Source organism: Frigidibacter albus (genome assembly GCF_009908165.1).
GTDB lineage: Bacteria > Pseudomonadota > Alphaproteobacteria > Rhodobacterales > Rhodobacteraceae > Frigidibacter > Frigidibacter albus.
In genome coordinates this window covers 169,503-184,582 of the sequence record NZ_JAAAUC010000005.1, presented here as the reverse complement: position 1 = coordinate 184,582, position 15,080 = coordinate 169,503, and the positions used below count along the sequence as shown (strand labels likewise).

15 protein-coding genes are annotated in these 15,080 nt (G+C 67.5%); 5 read left to right on the top strand and 10 right to left on the bottom strand.

The features are described from left to right. The first annotated feature begins 127 nt into the window (after positions 1-127). Complete coding sequence (locus GVY41_RS09735) at positions 128-436, top strand: chorismate mutase (protein ID WP_161345866.1); 309 nt, start codon at positions 128-130, stop codon at positions 434-436. Beyond that, positions 433-1,323: a bifunctional methylenetetrahydrofolate dehydrogenase/methenyltetrahydrofolate cyclohydrolase FolD gene (gene folD, locus GVY41_RS09730; protein WP_161345865.1), complete on the top strand. Its 891-nt coding sequence runs from the start codon at positions 433-435 to the stop codon at positions 1,321-1,323. The genes GVY41_RS09735 and folD overlap by 4 nt, the downstream gene beginning before the upstream one ends. Positions 1,324-1,362: 39 nt before the next feature. Here the strand turns inward: folD and GVY41_RS09725 are convergent, their stop codons facing one another. Next, positions 1,363-1,791, bottom strand: a complete 429-nt coding sequence (locus tag GVY41_RS09725; protein WP_161345863.1) for a PaaI family thioesterase — start codon at positions 1,789-1,791, stop codon at positions 1,363-1,365. A gap of 127 nt (positions 1,792-1,918) precedes the next feature. On the opposite strand from GVY41_RS09725, the gene GVY41_RS09720 reads away from it, so the two are divergent. Beyond that, positions 1,919-2,695, top strand: coding sequence for a LytTR family DNA-binding domain-containing protein (locus tag GVY41_RS09720; protein ID WP_161345861.1), 777 nt, complete (start codon positions 1,919-1,921; stop codon positions 2,693-2,695). On the opposite strand, the gene pdeM is transcribed toward GVY41_RS09720, so the two are convergent. Together pdeM and GVY41_RS09710 are read right to left on the bottom strand one after the other, a co-directional pair. Beyond that, positions 2,649-3,362, bottom strand: a complete 714-nt coding sequence (pdeM, locus tag GVY41_RS09715; RefSeq protein WP_161345859.1) for a ligase-associated DNA damage response endonuclease PdeM — start codon at positions 3,360-3,362, stop codon at positions 2,649-2,651. The two genes, GVY41_RS09720 and pdeM, sit on opposite strands and share 47 nt — an antisense overlap. A gap of 59 nt (positions 3,363-3,421) precedes the next feature. Then, on the bottom strand, positions 3,422-5,824 hold the full coding sequence (locus GVY41_RS09710; RefSeq protein WP_161345857.1) for a ligase-associated DNA damage response DEXH box helicase: 2,403 nt from the start codon (positions 5,822-5,824) through the stop codon (positions 3,422-3,424). Positions 5,825-5,925: 101 nt separating this feature from the next. Here GVY41_RS09710 and GVY41_RS09705 point away from each other — a divergent pair, with 101 nt between their 5' ends. Then, positions 5,926-6,555 carry a sulfotransferase family protein gene (locus tag GVY41_RS09705; protein ID WP_161345855.1) on the top strand — a complete coding sequence of 210 codons (630 nt, stop codon included), beginning with the start codon at positions 5,926-5,928 and terminating at the stop codon, positions 6,553-6,555. Positions 6,556-6,567: 12 nt separating this feature from the next. Here GVY41_RS09705 and GVY41_RS09700 read toward each other — a convergent pair whose 3' ends face one another. Continuing rightward, positions 6,568-7,890 (bottom strand): P-loop NTPase family protein, encoded by a 1,323-nt coding sequence (locus GVY41_RS09700; protein WP_229726015.1) that lies wholly within the window; start codon positions 7,888-7,890, stop codon positions 6,568-6,570. Between the two features lie 167 nt (positions 7,891-8,057). Here GVY41_RS09700 and GVY41_RS09695 point away from each other — a divergent pair, with 167 nt between their 5' ends. Next, positions 8,058-9,689 carry a hypothetical protein gene (locus tag GVY41_RS09695; RefSeq protein ID WP_161345853.1) on the top strand — a complete coding sequence of 544 codons (1,632 nt, stop codon included), beginning with the start codon at positions 8,058-8,060 and terminating at the stop codon, positions 9,687-9,689. On the opposite strand, the gene GVY41_RS09690 is transcribed toward GVY41_RS09695, so the two are convergent. The 6 genes from GVY41_RS09690 to GVY41_RS09665 are packed head-to-tail and all read right to left on the bottom strand — an operon-like array spanning position 9,659 to position 15,077. Continuing rightward, positions 9,659-10,186, bottom strand: a complete 528-nt coding sequence (locus tag GVY41_RS09690) for a prepilin peptidase (RefSeq protein ID WP_229726014.1) — start codon at positions 10,184-10,186, stop codon at positions 9,659-9,661. The two genes, GVY41_RS09695 and GVY41_RS09690, sit on opposite strands and share 31 nt — an antisense overlap. Before the next feature lie 3 nt (positions 10,187-10,189). Continuing rightward, the gene (locus GVY41_RS09685) at positions 10,190-11,047 is read right to left on the bottom strand and encodes a tetratricopeptide repeat protein (protein WP_161345851.1); all 858 of its coding nucleotides are present in this window, start codon (positions 11,045-11,047) and stop codon (positions 10,190-10,192) included. An 11-nt stretch (positions 11,048-11,058) separates the two neighbouring features. After that, entirely contained in the window at positions 11,059-11,640 is a 582-nt protein-coding gene (locus tag GVY41_RS09680) for a tetratricopeptide repeat protein (protein WP_161345849.1), read from the bottom strand. A 4-nt stretch (positions 11,641-11,644) separates the two neighbouring features. Next, positions 11,645-12,634, bottom strand: coding sequence for a type II secretion system F family protein (locus GVY41_RS09675; RefSeq protein ID WP_161656888.1), 990 nt, complete (start codon positions 12,632-12,634; stop codon positions 11,645-11,647). A 4-nt stretch (positions 12,635-12,638) separates the two neighbouring features. Next, positions 12,639-13,607 carry a type II secretion system F family protein gene (locus GVY41_RS09670; RefSeq protein ID WP_161345847.1) on the bottom strand — a complete coding sequence of 323 codons (969 nt, stop codon included), beginning with the start codon at positions 13,605-13,607 and terminating at the stop codon, positions 12,639-12,641. Positions 13,608-13,619: 12 nt separating this feature from the next. Further along, positions 13,620-15,077: a TadA family conjugal transfer-associated ATPase gene (locus GVY41_RS09665; protein ID WP_161346106.1), complete on the bottom strand. Its 1,458-nt coding sequence runs from the start codon at positions 15,075-15,077 to the stop codon at positions 13,620-13,622. Positions 15,078-15,080 lie beyond the last annotated feature (3 nt).

The following is a 15,080-nucleotide window of genomic DNA, read 5'->3' as shown; positions in this document are numbered from 1 at the left end:
GTCAAGCTGTTCTGATGGGGTTGAGCGGGCGCGCCAGATGTTGCAGAGGTTTTCGTGGCCCTTTCCCCGGGGCCACGCCCCCAGGACCGCAGGCCCCCGCCTGCCGCTGCACCGCAGGAGAGCCCGCATGACCAAGCTTCCGCAGATCACCAACATGGCCGAGTTGCGCCTTGAGATCGACCGGCTGGATGCCGCGCTGGTCGATCTTCTTGCGCAGCGCACGGCGATGATCGACCGCGCCATCGAGCTGAAACCCGGCGAGGGGCTGCCGGCGCGGATCGAGACGCGGGTCGAGGATGTGGTGACCAAGGTGCGGGCGCGGGCGATTGCGGCAGGGCTGCCGCCCGAACTGGCCGAAACATTGTGGCGCGAGATGATGGAGTTCTTCATCGCGCGCGAGGAAGACGTTCTGGGTAAAGGGGATGACGGGGAATGACGGCACAGATCATCGACGGCAAGGCCTTTGCGGCCAAGGTTCGCGGCCAGGTGGCGGACGGCGTGGCGCGGCTGAAGGCCGATCACGGCATCACGCCGGGGCTGGCCGTGGTGCTGGTGGGCGAGGATCCGGCCAGCCAGGTCTATGTACGCAACAAGGGCGTGCAGACCGAGGAGGCGGGGATGCGCTCTGTCACGCACCGGCTGGATGCCGGGGTGGAGCAGATCGAGCTCTTGAACCTCATCTACCAGCTGAACGGCGATGACGAGATCAACGGCATCCTCGTGCAACTGCCGCTGCCGGCGCATATCGACGCAAGCTTCATCCTCGACGCGATCGATCCGCAGAAGGATGTGGACGGGTTCCACATGTCGAACGTGGGTCGGCTGGCGACCGGGCAGAAGGCGATGGTGCCCTGCACGCCGTTGGGATGCCTGATGATGCTGCGGGACCATCTGGGCGACCTTTCGGGCCTGAACGCGGTGGTGGTCGGGCGCAGCAATATCGTCGGCAAGCCGATGGCGCAGCTGCTGCTGGCCGACAACTGCACGGTGACCATCGCGCATAGCCGCACGCGCGACCTGGCGGCCGTCTGCCGGGGGGCGGACATTCTGGTGGCGGCGGTGGGCCGGCCCGAGATGATCACCGGCGATATGGTGAAACCGGGCGCCACGGTGATCGACGTGGGCATCAACCGGGTAGGGCGAGACGGCAAGACCCGCCTCGTCGGTGACGTGGACTTCGCCAGCGCCTCGGAAGTTGCGGGCGCGATCACCCCGGTGCCGGGCGGGGTGGGGCCGATGACCATCGCCTGCCTGCTGGCCAACACGCTGACCGCCACCTGCCGCTGGCACAATCTGCCAGAGCCGGAGGGGCTGACGGTCTGAGGTTCGTCAGCCCAAAGAGGCTGACGGTCTGGGCGCCCCTCAGCCCGCCGGGCCCACCGCGATCATCGTGCCCTGCAACAGCGCGATGGTGCGGCGGGTGCCTGCCTCGGTCTCTGCTTCCACCTCAGCCGTGACCACGGTCAGCCGCCGCCCCGCCCTCACCACCCGCCCGGTGGCGATCAGCCGCGCCCCGGCGGCGGGGGCCATCAGGTTGATCTTCATCTCCACCGTCATCACCTCGGCGCCCTCGGGCATCAGGGTCAGCGCGGCATAGCCCGCCGCGGTGTCGCCAAGCGCGAAGGTCAGCCCGGCATGGCCGACATCATGCTGCTGGCGCACGTTCGGACCGATCGGCGCGGCGATTGTGCAAAGGCCCGGTGCCAGCTCTTCAAGGCTGGCGCCGAAGGTCTGCATCAGGCTCTGCCTGGCAAAGCTGGCGCGCACCCGCGCCTCTGGTCCCTCATCCATCGCGATTCCTATGTCTTTGGCGCAACGCTTGGAGAAGGCTACTTCGAAACCGGAACCGGCGCCATTGCCCGCCATGGGCGCTGCAATTAGGTGATCGGGCCTGAAGTTTGGATTGGTGCCGGGGTTGATGACCTCCTTGTTCAAAGACTGGAAGCGCTTGCTCGAAAGCTGGAAGCGTGTGGTCTCGGCCCCCGCCGCGATCGTGACATGGATCGTGCTGTCGATTCTGACGACGCTTGCCGGACCGTTTGGCAGCTATGAAGTGTTCCCGCTCGCCCTGCGCGCGATCTATTGGCCGACGCTGATTGGCCTTGGCTTGCTGATCGGCTCGGCAGTGCGGGTGCTGATCGAGGAGCGGATATGCTCGCGTAGCATCTGGCCGGCGTCCTTCGTGATCGCGGCGATCAACGTGGTGCTGTTCACCCCGCCGCTGACGCTGATCACCCATTGGCTGGGCGGCTCTGCCAGCCCGGTGCCGAATGTCTGGGAGTTCGCCCTCTTCGTGTTCGTCGGCTCGGTCGGCGTCGGGGCCGTCCGCAATGTGATGGCGGACCCGCCGGCCGAGACGCCGCCGCCCGCCCCTGAAGAGGCGCTGCCAAAACTGATCGCCCGCCTGCCGGACCAGCAGCAGGCGCCGCTGGTGCGGCTGTCGGTGCGCGATCACTACGTGGTCATCCACACCTCGCAGGGCACCGACACGCTGCTGATGCGCTTTGCCGATGCAATGGCCGAGACCGATCCGGTGGAAGGGCTGCAGGTCCATCGCTCACACTGGGTCGCCGCGGCCGAGGTGGCCGAGCCGGTACGGCGGGGCGGGCGCACGCTGCTGGTGATGAAGGACGGCTCGGAAGTGCCGGTCAGCCGCGGCTTCCAGGCCGCCGTCTCGGAGCGCTGGCCGGGCTAGCGGCGCGCGGCATCGGCAGGCAGATCGCCCGCCGCCCGGTCAGCACCGCCACTGCCTCCGGCCCCATCAGCGCCCCCAGCGCCGGGTCGGTGGTGGCAAGCCCGCCGGTATAGGTGCCGAAGGCGGGCAGGATCGCGCGCGCCCTGTCGATCAGGAAGCAGGGCCGCGACAGCAACTGCCCCTGCGCGGTGATCCGCGCCTTGGGGTGGTAGTGCCCCGACACCTCGCCCGCACCCGCGCCCGGCACGGCGATGTGGCGGAAGGTCAGCGGGCCTTCGTGGCATTCCGCCAGATGCGCCCCGCCAAGCCCCACCGGCCCCGGATCATGGTTGCCCGCGATCCAGATCCAGCGTCGCCCCGCCATCAGCCGCGCCAGCCACAGCGCCTCCGCCTCCGGCAATTCCGTCGACAGCAGGTCGTCGAAACTGTCGCCGAGGCAGATCACCACTGCTGGGTCCAGCGCCGCGATCTCGGCATCCAGCCGCGCCAGAGTGTCTACGGTCTCATAGGGCGGCAATAGCGTCCCCCCGCGCCGGGCGATCCGCTCCGACTTGCCCAGATGCAGGTCCGACACGCAGAGCAGCCCGGGCTCCGCCCACCAGAGCGTCCCCGCCGCCCGCGCCATCAGCCGCGCCCCCGCCAGCCCGAACTCGAATCCTGTTTTCATCTTCTTGCTGGCTCAAATATCCCGGGGGTGCGGGGGCTGGCCCCCGCTTCTTCTCCCCGTCATACCAGCCCCGCCGCCGCCATCAACCGCTCTGCCGCCTCGGCGAGCAGCCGTTCGCGGCCCGCGCCCTGCACCGGCACACGGCCCATCTCCAGGAACAGCGGCGCGGCCAGTGGCGGGATCCGCTCCAGCCGCCTTGTGTCGATGCGCCCGCCGATCCGGGCCAGCATCTCCTCGATCCGCCCAAAATCCACCAGCCCGCGCATCGCCTCTTCTGCGGTGATCCGCAGCATCAGGTGGCCGGGATCATGGCGGCGCAGCGTGTCATAGAGGATGTCGGTGGAAAACGTCGCCTGCCGCCCGGACTTGCGCTGGCCGGGCAGGTTGCGCTCGATCAGCCCGGCGATCTGCGCGGTGGTGCGGAAGCTGCGCTTCATCACCGCGTTGCCCGCCAGCCAGCCCTCCAGCCCCTCGCGCAGGCCCGCCGCATCCAGCAACGGCGCGGCGTCCAGCACCGCGTCCAGCCCCCAGATCAGCGTGGCATAATCGGTGGCGACAAAGCCAAGCGGATGCAGCCCCTGCTCCTCCATCCGCTTGGTTGCCAGCAGCCCCAGCGTCTGCTGCGCGTTGCGCCCGGCAAAGCCCCAGATGCACAGATGCTCGCGCCCCTCGTAAGGAAAGCTCTCGACCAGCAGCCGATTGCGCTGCGGCATCACCGACACCTCGGCCTGCAAGGCCAGCCAGCCCTGGGTGGCGGGCGGCAGGGCGGACCAGTCACCGCTGTTCAGGATCGCCAGAATCCGGTCCGACAGTTGGGTGGAGGTGGCGAACTTGGTGCCGTCGAACACCGCCAGCTTCGGCTCGCGCCCCGGATCGCGGGTCACCTCGACCGTCAACTCGCGCAGCCCATCGAAGCGGACCACCTGCCCGCCCATCAGGAAGGTATCGCCCTGGGACAGCGAGGCGGCAAAGCTCTCCTCAACCTCTCCAAGCGGCGTTCCGCCGCGGCCCTTCATCCGCACCTTCAGCTTTTCGGTATCGACGATGGTGCCAAGGTTCATGCGGATCATCCGCGCCGTGCGCGGGTCGCGCAACTGCCAGAGGCCATCGCCGCGCTGCATCAGCCGCCGCCAGCGGTCATAGGCGCGCAGCGCATAACCGCCCGTGGCGCAGAATTCGAGGCAGGCGTCGAAATCGGCGCGGGGCAGGGCGGCATAGGGGCCGGCCGCCGTGATCTCGGCATAAAAAGCCCCGGCGTCGAACGGCCCGGCGCAGGCGGTGGCAAGGATATGCTGGCACAGCACATCCAAAGGCCCCGGCCCGCGCGGATCGCCGTCGAGGTCATGCGCCTGCACCGCCTGCAGCGCGGCGATGCATTCCACCACCTCGAAGCGGTTGGCGGGCACCAGCATCGCCTTCGATGGCGCGTTGTAGCGGTGGTTGGCCCGGCCGATCCGCTGCACCAGCCGCTTGACGTTCTTGGGCGCGCCGACCTGGATCACCAGATCGACATTGCCCCAGTCGATGCCCAGATCGAGGCTGCCGGTGCAGACGATGGCGCGCAACTGCCCCGCCACCATCGCCGCCTCTACCCGCTCGCGCTGTTCGCGGGCAAGGCTGCCGTGGTGGATGCCGATGGGCAGGTCATCGGTGTTCTGCACCCAGAGGTCATGAAAGAAGATCTCGGCCTGCGCGCGGGTGTTGTGGAAGATCAGCGTGGTCTGGTGGGCGCGGACGCGGTCCAGGATGTCCGGGATCGCATAGCGCCCGCCGCCCCCGGACCAGGGCGGCGGCGCGGTGGTCTGCATCATGGTGATGTCGGGGTCCGGCCCGGGGTCGGCGTGCAGCACCGCGCAGGGCTGGGGCGCATGGGCCATGAACCGCGCCAGCGCCGGCGGGTCCTCGACCGTCGCCGACAGCCCCACCCGGCGCAGGCCGGGCGCAAGCGTGGCCAGCCGGCCTAGGCCCAGCATCAGCTGATCGCCGCGCTTGCTTTCGGCCAGCGCATGGATCTCGTCCACGATCACCCGTTGCAGCCCGTCGAAGATCCGCGGGGCATCCTCATAGCTTAGCAGCAGGGCAAGGCTTTCAGGCGTGGTCAGCAGGATCTGTGGCGGATCGGCGCGCTGGCGCTTGCGCTGCGTGGCGGTGGTGTCGCCGGTGCGGTCCTCGACCCGGATCGGCAGCCCCATTTCCGCAATCGGCGCGGTGAGGTTGCGGCGGATGTCGGCGGCCAGCGCCTTTAGCGGCGAGATATAGAGCGTGTGCAGCCCCGGGCGCGGCGCATCGGCCAGTTCGGCCAGCGTCGGCAGGAAGCCCGCCAGCGTCTTGCCGCCGCCCGTGGGCGCGACCAGCAGCAGCGCAGGCTCCCCGGCGCGGGCCAGCATCTCCGTTTGATGCGGGTGCAGGGACCAGCCCCGGGCGTTGAACCAGTCGGTGATGGGGGGCGGCAGGCTGTTCATGGGGCAGAAGATAGGGTGCGGCGATGCAACTTGGCAGGGGTCTTGCCACCGAAAGCCCATCCCCGTATCCCGGGGCAACCCTAAGCGACCCCGGACCCCTGATGCTGATCTCCTATGCGCAGTCGCTCGTGCTGTTCGCCACGCCCAAGACCGGCTCTACCGCGCTGGAATATGCGCTGGCCGCCAGCTGCGACCTGCGGCTGACCGGCGCGCCGTCGCGGCGGCACACGACGATGCAAAGCTACGAGTCGCGGATGGAGCCGCGGGTGCGGGCGCTGTGCCTTGCCGAGCCGGAGTTGGTAGCACTGGTGCGCGAGCCGCTGGACTGGCTGGGCAGCTGGTTCCGCTACCGCGCCCGCCCGGGGATGAAGGTCCCGCAGAACAGCACCCGCGGCATGAGCTTTGATGACTTCATCGAGGGCTATCTGTCGGACGCACCGCCGCCGCCGTCGCGGCTTGGCACCCAGTCCGACTTCCTGTCACGCAAGGACGGCAGCTGCGGCGCAACGGCACTGTTCCCCTATGAGCGGTTCGACGAGGCCGCCGCCTATCTGCGGCGCAAGCTGGGGACAGAGGCGGAGCCAGACGCGGTGAACGTTTCGCCCTATGCCGAACTTGCCCTGTCACCCGAGCTGGAAGCGCGGCTGCGCGAGGAGCGGGCCTTGGATTTCGCGCTGCACCAGCAGGCGCTGGCGGGCTGGGACGCGCTGGCAACGCGGCTCCGCCTGTAGGCGCCCCGGCCTTCAGTGCTCCACCTCTGAATCGTCCACGAACATGTTGGCCCAGGCCCGGTCGATCAGCTCGGGCGACATCTGGTGGGGGATGCCTTCAAAGTCGCAGATGGCGATCATCTGGTCGATCAGGAACACCGGCTGGTAATTCGCATAGACGTTGTCGATGGTGGGGTACTTGACCTTCAGCAGGTGGATCAGCGCCTTTTCGTTCAGTGGCACCCCCTTCTTGCGGGCGACGAGCGCGAAGATCTTCAGGAAGTTCTCCTGGCTCGGCCCGTCGATCTTGATCTTGAAGAAGATCCGCCGCAGCGCCGCCTTGTCGAAGATGCTGTTGGGGTGGAAGTTGGTCGAAAAGATCACCAGCGTGTCGAAGGGCACCTCGAACTTCTCGCCCGATTGCAGGGTCAGGATGTCCTTGCTCTCCTCCAGCGGCACGATCCAGCGGTTGACCAGCTTCTGTGGCGGCTCCGACTGGCGGCCAAGGTCATCGACGATGAACACGCCGCCGGTGGATTTCAGCTGCAGGGGCGCGGTATAGGTCCGCGCCGTGGGGTTGTAGGTCAGGTCCAGCATGTCCAGCGACAGCTCACCCCCGGTGATCACGGTGGGGCGGTCGCACAGCACATAGCGGGTGTCGAAGCGGTTGGCGTTGCGACGCAGGGTGCTTGCATCCTCTACCGCGGCCTCGGCGGCGGAATGGACGATCGGGTCATAGACGGTGATGACCTGCCCGGAATATTCGATGGCCAGCGGCACATAGATCTTGTCGCCAAGCGCGTCGCGGATGCCATTGGAAATGCTCGACTTGCCATTGCCGGGCGGGCCATACATCAGCACCGACCGGCCGGATCCCACCGCCGGGCCAAGCTGGTCCAGCAGCGCCGGCGGCAGGATCAGGTGGCCCATGGCCTTGGTCAGCTGCGCGCGGGTCAGGGTAATGTTGCGGATCGACTGCCGCATGATCTGTGCGCGGTAGGTGTCCATCGGCACCGGCATTGCGCCGAAATATTCCGATTGCGCCAGCGCATCCAGCGCCCGCGCCTTGCCGGCATCGGTCAGCTGATAGCCCATCCCGGTGCCCGAGGTGGCATGGAGCGTGCCCGTCGCCTCCAGCAGGCGCTGGCTGCGGGCAAGGTCCACCAGTTCCTGCGCCACGCTGACCTGCACGCAGCAGATGCGGGCGATGTCGGGCACAAGGTCGAGGTTCATGCGGAACATGGTCTTCAGCAGGATGTCCCGCATCATCACCATCGACAGGCCGGTTTCGGCCATCGTGCGCGGGGCGGGCGGGGCGGCGACGGTCGTCGCGGCGGCGGTGGCCTGCATGGTCATGCGGATGTCCCTGACTGCTTTATGCTTTTTGGGCGATTCTACCCATGCGGGGGCCATTCAACAACGGAAATGCACCAAGCCGAGGCTTCCCCGGTCAAGCCTGGCAGGCTATGGTTTCCACAATGGTAAGGCGCGCCGCAAAACGGCGTCGGGCGGGGGCAGGACGAGTGACGATCAGGCAAGGTGGCTGGCGGCTGGCGGTGTTTCTTCTGGCCGTGGTGGCGGTGATGGGCGGGCTGGCGCTGGGCAAGGGCGGGCTTTTCATCGCCAAGCATGAGGGCGACACCCTGCATCTGGCCGACATGGTGCTGCGCATGGCGCGCGGGCAGGTCCCGCATCTGGATTACGCCACGCCCATCGGCATCCTGGCAGTGGCGCCGGTGGCGGGGCTGGTGGCGCTTGGCGCGGGACTTGGCCATGCGCTGATCCTGGCGCAGACCCTGCTGGCGCTGCTGCTGGTGCCGGCGATCCTGCGCGCGGGGCCCAGCCGGATGCAGGGGCCATGGCCCTTTGTGCTCGGCGCACTGGTGCTGATCTTCGTGCTGGCGCTGGTGCATGGCGAGGCCGAACCCTCGACCTCGATCTCGATGCATTACAATCGGTGGGCCTGGGCGATCAGCTATCTGGTGCTGGTGCTGGCGGTCCTTCCGCCGCTGCCGGGGCGGGCGCGGCCCTGGCTCGACGGGGCGCTGATCGGGCTGGGGATGGCGGCGCTGGCGCTGATGAAGATGACCTTCTTCGCCGCCTTCGCGCTGCCGGTGCTGCTGGCTTTGGCGCTGCGGCGCGAGGGGCGGGCGCTGCTGGCGGCGCTGGTCGCCGGGCTGGCGGTGGCCGCGGTGGCGACGATGCTGCTAGGGACGGGCTTCTGGGCGGCCTATCTGGGCGATCTGCTGCAGGTGGCCGGGTCCGACGTGCGCCCGCAGCCGGGGGCCAGCTTCACCGGCGTGCTGACAGAGCCGCTGTACCGGCTGGTCAGCATCTTGGCGATCCTGGCCGTGGTCTTCCTGCGCAAGGGCGGGCAGGCCGATCTGGGGTTGGTGCTGATCGTGCTGTTCCCGGCCTTCGCCTTCGTCACCTACCAGAACTACGGCAACGATCCGCAATGGATCTACCTGCTGGCGCTGCTGGCCTTCGTCGCGCGGCCAGAGCCGGGCACCCGCCGCGCCTGGGGCTTCGATCTGCGCGACGGGCTGACGGCGGTGGGCATCGCGGCCTTCGCGCATGGCGCCCCCTCGTTGCAGAACATGGCCTACAGCCCGCTGCTGCACCTTCGGCTTGGGGAGAACAGCCAGCCGGTGGGGGGCGAGGCGCTGGCCGATATCCACGTGCTGGACAGCCGCATGGCGGCGCTGGCGGGCACGTCCAGCATCGCCGCGCCGGACTTTTCGCAGCTGGCGCCGCCCGCGCTGGCGGAGGATGCCAAGGTCTCGGACCGGCCCGCGCTGCTGAACGGCGAGACGCTGCCCCGCTGCGCGCTGTCCACCGGCCTGACCGCCTGGCTGCACGCGGTGACGGCGGATCTGGAGGCGGCGGGGCAGTCCGGCAAGGGCATCTTCACCACCGACACGCTGTCGCTGTTCTGGATGTTCGGCGATTTCCACCCGCTGGATCAGGGTGCGCCCTGGTATTACGACGGGCTGCCGGGGCTTGCGGATGCCGATCTGGTGCTGGTGCCGCTGTGCCCGCTGTCGCCCTCGGGCCGCACCGCGGCGCTGGAGGCGCTGGCCGAGGCGGGGACTGAGCTGACAGAGATCCGGCGGACCTCGCTCTATATCTTGCTTGGGAAGAACGCCCCGTAAGTCTCGGGGAAGGCGGCAAAAACCAGATAGGCGACAATCGTTCCGGCGATGGCGAGGCCCATCGGGAAATCCTTGCGCGTCCAGCTGACCCAATCGGGCGTCTGCCGACGCACGGCGGGGATGGCGCGGGCCGCCCGGTGCATGGCGAAGGCCCCCAGCAGGAAGGCCGCGAACAGCAGCGGGATGAGCGGCGCCTGTTCGACGGCCACGAAGGGCGCGGCGGCGGCCGCGAACTTCACGTCGCCCGCCCCGACCCCGGCCACGAGGTGCAGCACGAACCCGGCGCCAAGGATCACCGCGTAATGCAGCCAGCGCCAGGCCCAGACCTCGGCCGGCAGTACCAGAAATCCGGCCACAGCAAAGATCAGCAAGAGCAGCCGCCCGGCGGCGTTGCGGATCTTCATGAACTTCAGGTCCGACCAGCAGACATAGAGCGCGACCGGCGCAACCAGCACCAGAAACACCAGCGCCGCGGTCTGGGGAGAGGTGCCCAGCAAGGCCTAGCCCTGCCCGCCGGTTTCCAGCGCGGTCAGCGCGCGGGAGGCTTCCTCGAAATGCTGGGGATGGGTGTCGATCGCGTCGCGCAGCAGACCCTTGCCGATGGTGACATCGCCCTGCTTGATCGCCGACAACGCGGCGGTATACAGCAGCATCGCCCGTTCGGTCTGGGTCATCTGGGCGATGGGCATGTCATATTTGCGCTGCCCGGCGCGGGCCATGACCAGGTTGTTCTTGGCGGTGAACAGCCCCTCGTCATGGGTCAGCGCCTCGTTGAACAGCTTCTCGGCGCCGGCAAAGTCGCGGCGGCCCAGCTTGGAATAGCCCCAGTTGTTCAGCACATTGGCGGGGCGCGTCGTCAGCCCCGCGGCGATTTCATAGAAGCTGTCGGCCTTGGCCCAGTTCTTGTTGCTGTCGGCGACCATCGCCTCCAGCCGGTAGCGTTCATAGGTCTCATGCGTCGGCGGAACGTTGTTCAGCTCTGCCTCGGCGCGCTTCCAGTCGCCGGCGCGGATCAGGGTATCGGCATATTCCACGCGGTCATCCGCCGTGCCTTCGGGACTGGCGATGATCTGGCCCCAGAGCGCCACCGCCTCGGTCGGTCGCTTGGCCCGCACCAGCGAGCGGGCAAGCCCGCGGCGCAGGTCGATCCGGTCCGGCTGATCCGACGTGGCGCGCTGGAAATACGCGACCGCCTCGTTCGGGTCGGCCACGGTCAGCATGATGTCGTTGAGGTTGGTCTCGTCGATGACATTGACGCTTTTCACGGCGCGCTCGACATCGGCGTCAGAGGTGCCCCCACAGCCAGACATCAGGGCCGCTGCGCCAAGGCACAGCGTCAGCAACACGGGGTGGCGCATCATTGGCGTCCTTATAACTGCTCGACCTCGGGCGCGCCCAGCAGCAGGTATTCCCCATAGCCGCGACGAACCAGCTTGTAGTTTGTTATGTCTTTGGGTTCATCATACGCCGGATTTTCGATCTGTGCGAGCGCCAGGCGCAGATTTTCGCGGATGGCGTCCGATTCGCCACTGTCCAGCGCATAGGCGGTGCGGAACACGCGGCTGGCCTCGGCCGGCTCACCCATTTCCATCAGCGCGACCCCAAGGTTGTTCCAGGCCGGCACAAAGCGTTCGTCCTGATCAATGGCCCGGCGCAGCATGGCCTCGGCCTGACCAAGCCGCCCCAGCCGCAGGTTTGCCGATCCGATGGCCGAGAGCACATCGACGGTGGCCCCGGTCTCGGCAGCGGCACGGTAATAGGCGCGCAGGGCCAGGTCGAACTCGCCCGCCTCCATCAGCCGGTGGCCGACGGTCAGCCCGTCCACCGCCTCGCCGCGCGCGCGGCCCGTGGGTGCATAGGGATCGCCGCCCCCCAAAGGCAAACCGCCCGTCGATTGACAGGCGGCGAGCAGGCATATGGCTGTAAGGGCAAGCGCCCTGCCGAGCGTCATTCAGTTACCGCATGCTATCGAACAGCCCCAGCATAGAATGAACTGACGGGCCCACAAGGATGATCAGCAGCGGCGGCACAGTAAACATCATCGTTCCAAGGGTGATCTTGGTGGGCAGCTTGTTGGCCAGTTCTTCGGCGCGCATCACCCGCTTGTCGCGCATGTCGGCGGCATAAACGCGCAGCGCCTCGGCGATCGAGGTGCCGAAGGTCTGCGACTGGATCAGCACCGTCACGAAGGACGAGATGTCGGGCAGCCCGGCGCGTTCGGCAAAGCCGCGCAGCACGGTGGCCTTCTCCTTGCCGGCCTTCACCTCATAGGCGACCAGCTCGAATTCCTCGGACAGGGCCGGGAAGCCCGGCTCCAGTTCCTTGGCGACGCGGACGATGGCCTGATCGACCGACTGGCCGGCCTCGACGCAGACCAGCAGCATGTCGAGCGCGTCGGGAAAGCCGTTCTGCATTTCCTTCTGCCGGCTCTCGACCCGCTTGTCGACCCAGTAGCGCGGCAGGTAATAGCCGGCGATGCCAGGCCCAAGCGCGTAGAGGATCATGTTGGTCGTGGACAGATCTCCGGTCTTGGACTTGATGAAGGCATAGATCACGCCCAGAACCAGCAGCCCGATCCCCAGCACGAACTGCGCCGCATGGAAGGTGCGCACCGCCGACTTGCCGCGATAGCCGGCGCGGGTCAGCTTCAGGCGGGCCGAGGTCATTTCCTCTTCGTTCTGCGGCTCGAGGAAGCCGGCGAACTTCTCCAGCTTGTCGGTCTTGCCCGACCGCAGCATCTTGCGCGTCGGCTCCTTGGCGCGGGCGGCGGCCTGCGCGGCCTGGTTGCTCTGCCGCAGCTTTTCCAGCGGATCGGGGGTCTTGCGCATCATCATGGGCAGCACGGCCAGGATCAGCAGCAGGCCAAGCCCGCCGACCGCATAAAGCGGCCCCAGCGGCCCAAGATTGGCGATCAGCGCGGCGTTGAGATCGGTGAACAGCTGCACGGGACTAAACCTTGATATTGGTCATGATCTTCATGAACAGGACGTTGGCCCCCAGCAGGGCCCCCACCACCAGCGCGGCGGGAACGAAGGCGGCGGTTTCCTTGACCTCGTCGAAGTAGTCCGGCTTGCCGAGCTGGATGGCGACCAGCGCCACCAGCGGGAAGGCCGACAGGAACATGCCCGACCATTTCGCCTCGGCCGTGATCGCCTTCACCCGGCGGAACAGCCGGAAGCGGGCGCGGATCACCTTGGCAAGCCCGTCCAGGATCTCGGCCAGGTTGCCGCCGGCCTGCTGCTGGATGGTCACGGCCACGGCCAGGAAGCGCAGATCCTGCATGTCCATCCGCTCGGCCAGTGACTTGAGGCTCTCGGTCACGTCGCGGCCATAGGCGGCCTCATCCGCGATCATCCCGAATTCGGTGCCAAGCGGGTCGGCGACCTCCTTGGCGACGATCTGGATGGCGGAGGAGAACGGATGCCCCACCCGCAGCGAGCGCACCATCAGCTCGATCGCGTCGGGCAGCTGCTCTTCGATCAGGGTCAGGCGCTTCTTGGCCTTGCCGTTGACCCACATGTAGACGCCGCCCACCCCCATCACCACGGCGATCAGGGCGCGGATGCCGGGCTCTGCGCTGGTGCCGACAGTCAGGCCGCCGTAAGCCACCGCCGACAGTAGCACCATCACCATCACCAGCTGCTGCGGCGAGAACGCGATGTTGGCCTTTTGCGCCTTGGCCGCCAGGATGGAATAGAGCGGGATGCCGCGGGCCTTCAGATGCTGGCTGGCCTCCTTGCGCAGCTGTTCCAGCACCTGCTCGCGCGGGCCGCCCTTTTCCAGCAGGTCCAGCCGGCGGTTTACCCGGGCGTTGAGGCTGATCGACTTGCCGAAGACCAGCAGGTAGATGCCCTCGACCAGCAGCAGCACTGCGACGAAGATCAGGGCGTAGATGATGGGGGCCGGGCTGATGGACATGGCGTGCTCTCCTCAGACCGCGGGTTCGTAGATCGAGGCGGGCAGGTCATAGCCCCACTGCCGGAAGCGCTCTGCGTAATGCGAGCGGATGCCGGTGGCGGTGAAGCGGCCGATGATCTTGCCCGAAGGCTCCATCCCCAGCCGTTCGAAGCGGAAGATTTCCTGCATCGAGATCACGTCGCCTTCCATGCCGGTGATCTCGGTGATCGAGACCATGCGGCGGCTGCCGTCCTGCAGGCGGCTGGCCTGCACGATCAGGTTGACGGCGGCGGCGATCTGGCTGCGCACCGCCTTGATCGGCATCTCGATCCCGGCCATCGCCACCATGTTCTCAAGCCGGCTGATGCCGTCGCGGGCCGAGTTGGCGTGGATGGTGGTCATCGACCCGTCATGGCCGGTGTTCATGGCCTGCAGCATGTCGATGACTTCCTCGCCGCGGGTCTCGCCGACGATGATCCGGTCGGGGCGCATCCGTAGCGCGTTGCGCAGACAGTCGCGCTGCGTGACCGCGCCCTTGCCCTCGACATTGGGCGGGCGGCTCTCCATCCGGCCGACATGGACCTGTTGCAGCTGCAGTTCGGCCGTATCCTCGATGGTCAGGATCCGCTCGGAGTTGTCGATGAAGCTGGACAGCGCGTTCAGCGTGGTGGTCTTGCCCGAACCCGTACCGCCCGAAACGATCACGTTCAGCCGGGTGGAGACCGCTGCCTGCAGATAGGCGGCCATCTCTTCGGTGAAGGCGCCAAAGCGGACCAGATCGTCGATGGCCAGCTTTTCCTTCTTGAACTTGCGGATCGAGACCAGCGAGCCATCGACGGCCACCGGCGGCACCATCGCGTTGAAGCGGCTGCCATCGGCAAGGCGGGCGTCGACATAGGGGTTGGATTCATCGACGCGGCGGCCGACGGCCGACACGATCTTGTCGATGATCCGCAGCAGGTGGCGTTCGTCCTTGAAGGTGATGTCGGTCAGCGTCAGCTTGCCGCCGCGTTCCACGAAGATCTGCTGCGGGCCGTTCACCAGGATGTCGTTGACGCTGTCATCCTTCAGCAAGGGCTCCAGCGGGCCAAGGCCCATCACCTCGTCATACAGCTCCTGCACCAGGGTGAAGCGCTCGTCCTTGTTCAGGACGACGCTCATTTCCTCCAGCGCCTCGGTGGTGATCGCGCTGATCTCCTGCCGCAGGTCGGCCTCGGTGGCATGTTCCAGCGCCGACAGGTTAAGGTCGTCCAGCAACCGTTTGTGCAGCTGCACCTTCAGCTCGGACAGCTTCTCCTTGCGCTTCTTCTCCTTGTCCGCGGCGATGGCCTGCGCGGGGGGCTGCTGCGCCTGGGGATCGGCCTTGCGGGTCACGGTGGGGCGCTGCTGCTGCCCGGCGCTGGCGGGCGCGGCGGGCGCCGCCTGCACCTTGGCGGCGGGCGCCATCGGCACGGCGCCGGGAGCGGTGGGCTTCTTGTAGCGCGAGAACATCGT